Annotated in this window: 14 protein-coding genes and 1 pseudogene; 6 read left to right on the top strand and 9 right to left on the bottom strand. The window is 34.6% G+C overall.

Going from position 1 to position 10,138, the window contains the following annotated elements:
- The 5 genes from MVY38_RS05970 to folP all read left to right on the top strand — a co-directional run.
- Positions 1-458, top strand: a 458-nt coding sequence (locus MVY38_RS05970) for an RNA pyrophosphohydrolase (RefSeq protein WP_297484327.1), incomplete at its 5' end; no start/stop codon positions are given.
- The gene (locus tag MVY38_RS05965; RefSeq protein WP_297484325.1) at positions 459-1,670 is read left to right on the top strand and encodes an aspartate kinase; all 1,212 of its coding nucleotides are present in this window, start codon (positions 459-461) and stop codon (positions 1,668-1,670) included. It begins immediately after the preceding gene.
- Between the two features lie 8 nt (positions 1,671-1,678).
- On the top strand, positions 1,679-2,227 hold the full coding sequence (locus MVY38_RS05960; protein ID WP_297484323.1) for a HobA family DNA replication regulator: 549 nt from the start codon (positions 1,679-1,681) through the stop codon (positions 2,225-2,227).
- Positions 2,214-2,819 carry a DNA polymerase III subunit delta' gene (locus MVY38_RS05955; RefSeq protein WP_297484321.1) on the top strand — a complete coding sequence of 202 codons (606 nt, stop codon included), beginning with the start codon at positions 2,214-2,216 and terminating at the stop codon, positions 2,817-2,819. Before MVY38_RS05960 ends, MVY38_RS05955 begins: the two co-directional genes overlap by 14 nt.
- Complete coding sequence (gene folP, locus MVY38_RS05950) at positions 2,819-3,955, top strand: dihydropteroate synthase (RefSeq protein WP_297484319.1); 1,137 nt, start codon at positions 2,819-2,821, stop codon at positions 3,953-3,955. The genes MVY38_RS05955 and folP overlap by 1 nt, the downstream gene beginning before the upstream one ends.
- A 4-nt stretch (positions 3,956-3,959) precedes the next feature.
- Here folP and MVY38_RS05945 read toward each other — a convergent pair whose 3' ends face one another.
- The 7 genes from MVY38_RS05945 to MVY38_RS05915 form a co-directional block, all read right to left on the bottom strand.
- Positions 3,960-4,508: a peptidylprolyl isomerase gene (locus MVY38_RS05945; RefSeq protein WP_297484317.1), complete on the bottom strand. Its 549-nt coding sequence runs from the start codon at positions 4,506-4,508 to the stop codon at positions 3,960-3,962.
- A 1-nt stretch (position 4,509) separates the two neighbouring features.
- Positions 4,510-4,899 carry a peptide-methionine (R)-S-oxide reductase MsrB gene (gene msrB, locus MVY38_RS05940; RefSeq protein WP_297484316.1) on the bottom strand — a complete coding sequence of 130 codons (390 nt, stop codon included), beginning with the start codon at positions 4,897-4,899 and terminating at the stop codon, positions 4,510-4,512.
- The gene (locus MVY38_RS05935; RefSeq protein ID WP_297484314.1) at positions 4,886-6,319 is read right to left on the bottom strand and encodes a hypothetical protein; all 1,434 of its coding nucleotides are present in this window, start codon (positions 6,317-6,319) and stop codon (positions 4,886-4,888) included. The genes msrB and MVY38_RS05935 overlap by 14 nt, the downstream gene beginning before the upstream one ends.
- A 46-nt stretch (positions 6,320-6,365) precedes the next feature.
- A complete protein-coding gene (locus MVY38_RS05930) occupies positions 6,366-6,650 on the bottom strand; it encodes an HU family DNA-binding protein (RefSeq protein ID WP_297484312.1) in 285 nt (94 codons plus the stop codon).
- An 85-nt stretch (positions 6,651-6,735) separates the two neighbouring features.
- Positions 6,736-6,969, bottom strand: coding sequence for a hypothetical protein (locus MVY38_RS05925; protein ID WP_297484310.1), 234 nt, complete (start codon positions 6,967-6,969; stop codon positions 6,736-6,738).
- 4 nt (positions 6,970-6,973) lie between these two features.
- Positions 6,974-7,213 (bottom strand): helix-turn-helix transcriptional regulator, encoded by a 240-nt coding sequence (locus tag MVY38_RS05920; RefSeq protein ID WP_297484308.1) that lies wholly within the window; start codon positions 7,211-7,213, stop codon positions 6,974-6,976.
- A 262-nt stretch (positions 7,214-7,475) separates the two neighbouring features.
- Positions 7,476-8,129 carry a hypothetical protein gene (locus MVY38_RS05915; RefSeq protein ID WP_297484306.1) on the bottom strand — a complete coding sequence of 218 codons (654 nt, stop codon included), beginning with the start codon at positions 8,127-8,129 and terminating at the stop codon, positions 7,476-7,478.
- Between the two features lie 102 nt (positions 8,130-8,231).
- Between MVY38_RS05915 and fbaA the strand changes: the two genes are divergently transcribed.
- A complete protein-coding gene (gene fbaA / locus MVY38_RS05910) occupies positions 8,232-9,311 on the top strand; it encodes a class II fructose-bisphosphate aldolase (protein ID WP_297434147.1) in 1,080 nt (359 codons plus the stop codon).
- A gap of 93 nt (positions 9,312-9,404) precedes the next feature.
- On the opposite strand, the gene MVY38_RS05905 is transcribed toward fbaA, so the two are convergent.
- Both MVY38_RS05905 and MVY38_RS05900 read right to left on the bottom strand, forming a co-directional pair.
- The gene (locus MVY38_RS05905; protein ID WP_297484304.1) at positions 9,405-9,674 is read right to left on the bottom strand and encodes a CopG family antitoxin; all 270 of its coding nucleotides are present in this window, start codon (positions 9,672-9,674) and stop codon (positions 9,405-9,407) included.
- Positions 9,655-9,837, bottom strand: a pseudogene (locus tag MVY38_RS05900) (BrnT family toxin); the annotation flags it as partial. The pseudogene MVY38_RS05900 and the gene MVY38_RS05905, both read right to left, overlap by 20 nt.
- Positions 9,838-10,138: the final 301 nt, after the last annotated feature.

Raw genomic sequence — 10,138 nt, 5'->3', positions numbered from 1 at the left:
AGAAATACCGTCCAAATGTGGCGATGATAATAGTCTCCGAGAATTATCCTCAAAAAAAAGAAATTTTTATTGCTCAACGAAATGATTTGACAGATATTTGGCAGTTTCCACAAGGTGGAATTGATGAAGGAGAAGAGGTAGAAGATGCTCTTTTTCGTGAAATGGAAGAGGAGATAGGAACAAACGCAGCTGAAATTGTTGCATCTTATCCTGAATGGATCTCTTATGATTTTCCACCTAAAATTTTAAAAAAGATGAAACCTTATAAAGGGCAGATACAAAAATACTACTTGGTGAAACTCTCTAAAGATGCAAAAATAGATATACATACGAAGCATCCTGAGTTTTCGGATTATAAATTTGTAACTGTAGATGATGTTTTAAATCTTACAGCGCATTTTAAAAAACCCGTGTATGAAAAAGTTGTACAATATTTTGTGAAGGAGGGGCTGTTATAGATGTTAATAGTTCAAAAATTCGGCGGAACAAGTGTCGGTGATTTAGAGCGTATTGAAAATGTAGCAAAGCGTGTGGCAAAAACAAAAAAAGAGGGCAATGATGTTGTCGTTGTTGTCTCTGCTATGAGTGGTGAGACGAACAAACTCGTTGGATATGCAGAGCACTTTTCAAAAAATCCTGCTCGCGCTGAGATGGATATGCTTCTGAGCTCTGGAGAGAGAGTAACTGCGTCACTTCTCTCTATTGCACTTCAAGAGTTGGGTGTTGATGCGACTGCTATGAGTGGGCGTAAGGCTGGCATTTTGACCGATAATATCCATACAAAAGCGAGAATCCAAGAGATAGACCCTACAACGATGCAAAACCTTCTAAAAGAGGGAAAAGTTGTTGTTGTAGCTGGTTTTCAAGGCGTGAATGAAGAGGGTGACATCACAACGCTTGGGCGTGGTGGAAGCGACCTTTCTGCTGTGGCTATTGCTGGGGCACTTGGGGCTGATTTGTGTGAAATATATACTGATGTAAAAGGTATTTATACAACTGATCCACGCATAGAACCAAAGGCAAAAAAACTTGAAAAAATCTCTTATGATGAGATGCTTGAATTTGCAAGTTTGGGTGCAAAAGTATTACAAAACCGTTCCGTAGAGATGGCAAAAAAACTCAATGTAAATCTTGTTACAAGAAGCAGTTTCTCAGATGAAGAGGGAACATTAATTACAAAGGAAGAAAATATTATGGAAAAACCATTAGTAAGTGGAATAGCATTAGATAGAAATCAAGCTCGTGTATCTTTGTGCGGTGTTAAAGATAGACCAGGAATTGCATCAGACATCTTTAATAGTCTTGCAGATGCTGATGTAAATGTGGACATGATAATTCAAACTAAATCGGTTGATGAGAGTACAAATATTGACTTTACTGTTCCTGTTGGAGAGCTGCTTGATGCAAAAGCAGTTGTAGATGTTTTTGTCAAAAAAGGCGAAATCAAGTCTGATTCTTACAATGAAGATATTTGTAAAGTTTCTGTCGTTGGTGTGGGTATGAAATCTCATGCTGGTGTTGCTGCAAAGGCATTTTCAGTGATGGCAAATGAGAACATTAACATCAATATGATTTCAACTTCAGAGATTAAAATTTCAATGGTTATAGATGAAAAGTACGCAGAGTTGGCAGTAAGAAGTCTTCATGATGCGTATGAGTTAGAGAAGTAAGAGCGGCTATGCCAGACTTTGCACAATGGAGCTTAGATGCCATAAGAGAAGAGGGCGGTAGTCTCTCTTGGCTTGAAGAGGACCGTTTTGAGTGGTCAAAAACAACTGCGTATGCACTGAGCCAAATTCTCACGGGTAAAACGGTTATTATCATTACAGATGAGAAGCGAAAATGGTTAGAGCAGTATATTTTAACCTCTATAAATAGTGTGGAGTTAGACAGACCGCTTGTTCCTATTGTAAGTATTGACAGCCTCTACTCTCATTATAACAATTTAAGTGGTGGGGAGATGATAGACTTTGTTGAAGATATGATTTCTCAAGCATATAAAGATGATTGTTTTTATTGGTATATTGGTAAGGGTGATGATAAACGCAGTGATATTGCAAAAAGAAAAGATGAGAGTTATTTTTGGATTTTTGATGAAGATTTTAACAATGCATTTACCCTTAAATCATATGACACCTCTTTAGATATAAAGCTTTTACAGCTCTTTAAACTCTTTAATGCATCGCTCAATGCGACAATGTTTGGTGAAGTTGATGCAAGTTCGTAGTCATATTCTTATTGCTAGCGATATTGAAGAGGCAGTTGAGAATTTCAAAGAGCAGCTGCATGGTTTTCGTGTTGTTGCGTTTGTCGAAGAGAACTTCAAAATAGAGCATGCAAAACTTGTGACTGCTGAGGCATACATAAGTGAAATGCAGACAAAGTACATCATAATCGCAGCAAAAGAGTTTACAGCAGTTGCGCAAAATTCACTTTTAAAGCTACTTGAAGAGCCTCCAAGAAATATAGAATTTATTATAATCTCACCTACAAAATCAAATCTTTTAACAACAGTACGCTCCCGTTTACCTGTTATAAAAAGTGAGACACATGCCCATATACAAGAGCTTACTATTAACCTTGCAAAAATGGATTACAAAGAGGTGTTTGACTTTTTAAAACAAAATGCTCGTATATCAAAAAATGAAGCAAAAGCGCTTGTAGAAGCTCTTTTTTATAGAGCCACAGTTGTAGATAGATTGATTTTAAATGAAAATCAGCTTGAAATATTTGATAAAGCATATAGACTTCTTGATTTAAACGCAAGAGCACAGAGTGTACTTGCCATGCTTGTTATGAGTTTTGCAAGGGAGCGTTAATGGTTGTAGAGGTCTTATCAAATGAGTTAAATATAAAAAATTATTTGAAACTGCTTGGTGTTGATGGTGGTGGTGTAAATATTTTAGCTGCAAAAGCAGAGATGCACCTTGTAGCTATTAAAGACTTGCATGTCGGTGGTGCAAATATTTTAAAGCAGGATGCACTCTCAGTAGGTGCAGATTTGGCAGTGCCAAAAGGGACGGTAATAGCAGCACAAAAAAGAGTAGATGCTCTGCTTATCGCAACTACAAAAGAGCTTGAGATTCTTGCAAAAAAGGAGCTGGCACAACCCTTTGGACTCAAAGGTTTAGCCATTAAACTGAAAAAAATAGCAAAAGTGAAAAAACCAAAAGAGTGTGAGATTATGGGTGTTATTAATGCCAATGATGACAGTTTTTTTAGCGGCAGTAGATTTTTAGAGCGTGATGCTGTTGTTATGATTGAGCAAATGATAGAAGAGGGTGCAGATATTATTGACATCGGGGCAGTCTCTTCTCGTCCAAACGCAGCAATTGTAAGTGCTACAGAAGAGTTAGAGAGAATTACCCCAATTTTAGAGTTGATAAAAGAGAAAAATATAGCACAAAGCGTACGCCTTAGTATTGACAGTTATGAGCCGTTAGTAGTTCAAAAGGCACTTGATGCTGGTTTTACTATTGTAAATGATATTACAGGGCTTGAAAATGATGCTGTTTGTGAGTTGTGCGTATCGTATGGGGCGATGGCAGTTATTATGCATATGCAAGGAACGCCTCAAACCATGCAAAAGAGTCCTACTTATAACTCTGTTTTAGATGATGTTTACTCTTTTTTTAATGAGCGTATTGAAAAAGCAGAACGCTTTGGTATAAAAGATATTGTTTTAGATGTGGGCATAGGATTTGGAAAGAGTTTGGAAGATAACATCTCTCTTATCAAAAATTTAGAGCATTTTTTAACGCTAGAGAAAAAACTTTTAGTAGGAGCTTCAAGAAAATCTATGATAGATAAGATTTTCCCCTCATCAGTAGAGCAGAGACTCTCAGGAACTCTAGCACTGCACCTTGAAGCATTTAGAAATGGTGCTGCAATGCTAAGAGTTCATGATGTTTATGCTCATAAACAAGCACTAGAAGTGCAAAAGGAACTGTTATAAAAGCTTACTTCTTTATGTAAGCTTTTATAATCTCTTGTCGTTTTACTGGTCTATCTCCACCACTTCTTCCCATAGTTTTGACATTATTAAGTTTCATAATTGTTTTTAATGACTCTTGACCTACTATTTTTCCAAAAATAGTATAACCACCATTAAGCCATGGTGCAGGGGCAGTTGTTATAAAAAACTGGCTGCCATTTGTATTTGGTCCACGGTTTGCCATTGCTAAAATTCCAGGTTTGTCAAATACAAGATTTGCACCAAACTCATCTTTAAAATCTTTATGCCATATACTCTCTCCACCGCGCCCTGTTTCGGTTGGGTCGCCTCCTTGAATCATAAAGTTGTGAATAATTCTATGAAACGCAATACCATTGTAGTACCCATTTTTAACATGTGTCACAAAGTTCTCAACTGCTAATGGTGCTACTTTAGGATAGAGTTGTAATTCAATTTTTCCTTGATTTGTCTCTAAAATGACATGTGGATTTGCCTCTTTTGCAAAAAGTGTGATGTTAAAAAGCACCAAAAGTGCTAAAGCTATTTTTTTCATATTATTTCTCCTCTTGAAAATTTAAACACACCGAATTTATACAGTATCGTAAGCCTGTAGGTTCTGGACCATCAGGGAAAACATGCCCTAAGTGTGCATCACAGTTGCTACATCTTACTTCAGTTCGTAGCATACCGTGAGAAATATCTTTTATCTCTCTTACGGCATCTTCTATACTTTCATAATAACTAGGCCACCCTGTTCCTGAATCAAATTTTGTGCTTGATTGAAAAAGGGGTGCATTACAGCAGATACAGTTATATGTGCCGTTCTCTTTATTGTTGTAGTATTTACCAGAAAATGGAGCTTCTGTTCCATGTTGGCGACAAACATAAAACTCTTCATCTGTGAGCTGTTCTTTCCACTCTTGCTCGGTTTTATTTACCTGCATATATTTCCTTTAGTTGTTGTAAATTTTGTGAATCCTTTGCATAGAGTATATGTACAGATTCTTGAGCATGATTAATTACATACTCAAGCTCATGATTTGTTGCTTCGTCTATATCTAAAAGTATTGCGTCATTATATATAAGTTCATTAAGATCAGTATAGGTTGCTAGTTTTAATCTCTCTAACTCTTGAAATGTTAGACTAACAGAGCTGTCAAATGCCGTTACATCCTCTTCTATAAAGAATTTCAAGTCATCAATCAATTTTGTTCTATTATCACGATTAGATACTATGAGCAACTCTTTTGAATCTTTTTGTTTGAGTAGTTGAGCTATGAGCTGGAGGGCTTTTGCATGTGGATTCGTCTCATAAAATAGAATATTTTTCTCTTTAATCAGATAACTCTCTTTAAATGAGAATGTGACTTTATCTGTTGTATCGTTAGTGAGTACAATTTTGTGCTTACTTTGCAAACTTTTGAGATACTCTATAAACTCTTCTTGCATAAGCATTCCATCATCACACATTATTATCTCTCCTAGTTCGGAGTGCTTTTTTGTCCCTATTTCATCTGGTGTTAAAATAGTTACACTTAAGATGTCAAACTCTACAATTGCGTGTTCTATAATCTCTAAAAATTGTCTATGCAGAATGTCTTTTGCAAGTTTTGTTGGTTTTATAATCGTAATTTTTAGGGAAGGGTTTTTCAAAATTTCAAATATGGCTTTAAGTAGTAAAGTAGAACTAAGTCCACTTTTAGGTGCTGCTTGAATATTTGTAAAATTCTTTAATGGGGCATCTATAAATGTTTTTTGTTCTGCGTTTGCTAAAAAAAGTTTATTGTCTTTATCTATAAGTGTGTATTGGGTAAGGAGTGAGCCTACTATTTTTTCTGCACTGCCATAAGAGTTTTGATTTTGTGCTTCTTTTTGTAATTTCTTTAGAATGGCATCTGCATCTAAATCATTAAAAATAATTTTTTCTTTTAAAAGTATCTTTTTTAATGAATCATCTAAATTCTGATACTCAGAAGAGCTTAGATGAGTCATTAAAAGATAGTTGTGGATAGGAATATCGCTATTGTGAATAATTTCATCCAGCTTATTTGTTACAGCTTCATGCATGCTACTGTAACTTAGGGTGTTTTCTGCCTGTTTTGCTTGTTCTGTTTTTGTAAGTGAGGCATCTTTTAAATCTTCATAAGACCACTCTTTAATTTCAAAGAGAAAAAGGGCTCTGTACTCATCATAAATCATCAATGGTATAGTTTGTCTGCGTTTATGCAGAAAAATATCTACATTATCATAAATTATAAGATTTGTATGATCTTTTAGAGAGTATATTTTATCAATAAGAAGATTGTGTCCCTCTTGCGTTTGAGGTGATTTGCCAAAGAGTGAAAAGAGGAAGTTTTTATTCATTATTTAGAAGAAGTACCATCTTGTAAAAAGAGGGTACTTAGAGGAATTATTTACCAGCTGCTACGCGGTCTTTAAGACCTTTACCAGCTTTGAATTTAGGAGCCATTTTATCTTGAGTTGTATAAGTTTTATCAGTTCCTGGAACTTTACCAGTTTTACCTTTTTGTAATACAGCTGCGAAGCTACCAAAACCAACTAAAGAAACATCTTCACCTTTTACTAGTGCTTCAGAAATTGCATCTGTAAAAGCTTTGATTGCTGTCTCTGCTTCAACTTTAGTTTTATAGTTGCCTTGTGCTTGTACTAACTCAACGAATTGCGCTTTATTCATAGATTTACCTTTTAGATTAAATTTTCCCGAACGTTCATGCCACATAGAAGTCCATGAAATAATTCAGCTACAGATACTTTATAGTTTATTTGCTTAAATTTTTCTTCTTTTTCGTATATTGATGAATGAAATGTGATAATTTTGTTTCTTTTAGTTCGAGTTTAGCACGATTACAGAGTTTTGAGAAGTTTTTTGCTGCATCATGTGACATTAGTAAAGTAGATAAATTTTTTATTTTTTCAAATTTATCTTCTCTTGAATGTATAGATAAAAACACATCTTCAAGCCCATCTCTTTCATTTTTTGTTAAAGCACCCATAGTATCAATCCTCTAGTTTGTTGATTTTTCTCACAGCTCTGATAATTTCATCATCATCCAATTTTCCCAACATTTTCATAACTATGGCTGCTGCTTGTGGTTTCGCCCGCCCAAGCTTCCAGTCTTGATAAGTACGCATAGATATTCCAAGACCTTTAGCCATATCTTTTAGAGATATTTTTTTGCCATTGTTTTGTGATTCTACTGCATTGTGAAGGATATTAAACAAATCATCAATTTTCATAATAGAATTATACGGATAATATACTTAAAAATACATATAAATATTATTATTATCTATTATATTGTATGTATAATACATTAAAAATTATATTACATAAATAATAATTGATAATATATAAAATATATAGAATTTAATGCACGGAATATCGTGTAAAATTTATAAAAAAGAGTAGTGCTGCGTTTAAGAAGAATTAGAATGAGCTTAGAAGCTCATTTGCAAAGTTATATGCTAAAAATATAGGGGTTTTTGGGTGGAGAGGGAGTTAGTACTCTAAAAGGTCACTGTAATCATATTTTGAAAAGTTAAGATAAAGCTTTCCGTTTTGTTTAATTACACGAATGTCGCTATTGTAGACCGCGAGAAATCTTTTTTTGATGATTTTTCTTTGATATGGCTCAAGCTCAAGTTTCTTGAGGTAATCTTTAAGTTCGACTATTTCATCTACAAGCTCTATATCTTTGGCATCTTTGTTTTTGTCTGCAGGAATGGATTCAACTTCATGAACAGTATTAGCATTGCTTTGCTCTACTAAAAGCTTTGTATTTACAAGCTCCAAAATGGTTTTAAGTTGCTCATCTTTTGCGCTGTAAACCTGCTCGATTTTACTCATTTCATCTCGAAGCATCTGCTCTTTATCATCTATGAGTTTATCAATTTTCTCTTCGAGCTGGAGTATTTTCTCTTTGAGTTGCTGGTTCTCTTTTTGATAGAGTGATAAAACCATAGCAACAGTAGTTTTTCTTCTTTTTGGTGCGTGTACAGTAGGAGTAGTTGATTTCTCTTTTGTCTCTGCTGTAATAATATATGTTACACCATTTTCAACAATAGAACTAAGCTGTTTTTTACGCAGTTTTGAGAGAATCATCTCCTTTGACATTTTAAAATGTTTTGAGTACTCATCAATTGTCAATCGCATATGCATCCTTTGCCGAAGTAATTTGGGTTTATTTTATCATAAAGTTCTTTTAAATGAACTATATAATATAATTCATAAATTTAATTTTTTCGGGGATTTGCTATGAGTAAAGGTGTTTTAGATATTGTTAAACCAGGTGTTTTGTTCGGTGATGATGTTCGTAAGGTTTATGAACATGCCAAAGAAGTTGGATTTGCTATTCCAGCTGTAAATGTTGTAAATACAGAGTCAATCAATGGCGTACTAGAAGCTGCAGCAAAGGCAAATTCTCCTGTTATTATTCAGTTTAGTAATGGTGGGGCATCTTTTTATGCAGGAAAAGGTCTGAGTAATGACAATGAAAAGGCTGCGATTATTGGTGCAGTTGCTGGAGCTATTCACACACATATGATGGCTGAAGCGTATGGTGTTGCTGTTATTTTACATACTGATCACGCTGCAAAAAAATTGCTTCCTTGGATAAACGCACTTTTAGAGACTGGTGAGAGTTACTTTAAAACTCAGGGAAAACCACTCTTTTCATCACATATGCTTGATTTGTCTGAAGAGCCTATTGAAGAGAACATCGGTGTTTGTAAAGCATACTTAGAGCGTATGGCAAAAATCGGTATGAGTATTGAGATAGAGCTTGGTGTAACAGGTGGCGAGGAAGATGGTGTAGACAACACAAACATTGACAACGCACTCCTTTATACACAACCTCAAGAGGTAGCACTTGCATATAAAGAGCTTAGTGAGGTTTCTCCAAACTTTACAATAGCAGCCTCTTTTGGAAATGTGCATGGTGTTTACAAACCAGGAAATGTACAGCTTACTCCTAAAATCTTAGATAATTCACAAAAATATATTGCCCAAGAGTTTAAAACAGCTGAAAAACCTGTAAACTTTGTTTTTCATGGTGGTTCAGGTTCTCTTCCTTCAGAGATTCGTGAAGCTATCTCATATGGTGCTATAAAAATGAACATAGATACCGACACACAATGGGCAACTTGGAATGGAGTTCGTGAATATGTTGCTAAAAATCATGACTACTTACAATCTCAAATAGGTAACCCAGAGGGCGAAGATAAACCAAACAAAAAATACTACGACCCAAGAAAATGGCTTCGTGCTGGTCAAGAGGGCTTAGTTTCGCGTGTGCTTCAGGCATTTGAAGATTTAAACGCAATGAATAGGAATTAAGGGGAATAGACTGTGTAAGCATGAACAATAATTTTCCCGTTAGGGTGGATTATTGCTCTCCTTGCACCTGCTATACTTCTTACTTCTCTAGATTTAACTTGCTTTTAAACATCCAGTCTCTTCTTTTAATCTTTCAGCAATCCAAACTTTAATAATAGACTGTCTTGTAACACCAATCTTTTTAGCTTCTTGATCTAAAGATTCTATTATCCATTCAGGAAAATCAACATTTACTTTTTTAGTTTCTGTTTTTAATTTTTTAACATCTTTTAGTTTTATAGCATTTGAAAAATCTAAATACTCTGTAACATCTTCACCATTATCAAACTTCTCATCAAACTCTTTAGCTGTTATTGTTTTCATAATTTCTTTCCTCATTTTTTCTACATCTTCTAACACTTATGATACGATAAATATCATTTCTAAGAGTAAAAATTGCTGTATAGCATTTACTTTTGAATATTGAAATGAGAGCATAACGAACTTCATCATCAACAATATTCGCTGGAACAATAAGTGCATTTTCATTTTGCCATAAGTTTTAAGCTTCAACAAAATCAATGCCATGTTTTTCTTTGTTAATCTTACTTTTATTGTCATCATACTCAAATTTCATAAAAAACCTCTTTTCTGATATAGAAAGTATACTTTAATTATATTTTATTTGTCAAGGTTAGAAAGTTTTTGTGGAGAGTTAACGGCGAAGCTCGTTTAGAGCTCAGCTTCGCCGTTGTAAGTTTCCGCTTCGCGGGAACTTACAACTATTTATTCAACGAACATTTTACACAAAACAACTCTAAAAAGCAACAATTAACAAATATATACTT

Origin of the sequence: Sulfurimonas sp., from assembly GCF_027056685.1 — a bacterium.
Classification (GTDB): Bacteria; Campylobacterota; Campylobacteria; order Campylobacterales; family Sulfurimonadaceae; genus Sulfurimonas.
Note: the sequence above shows the minus strand (reverse complement) of the source record. Positions and strands in the feature narration are given on the sequence as shown.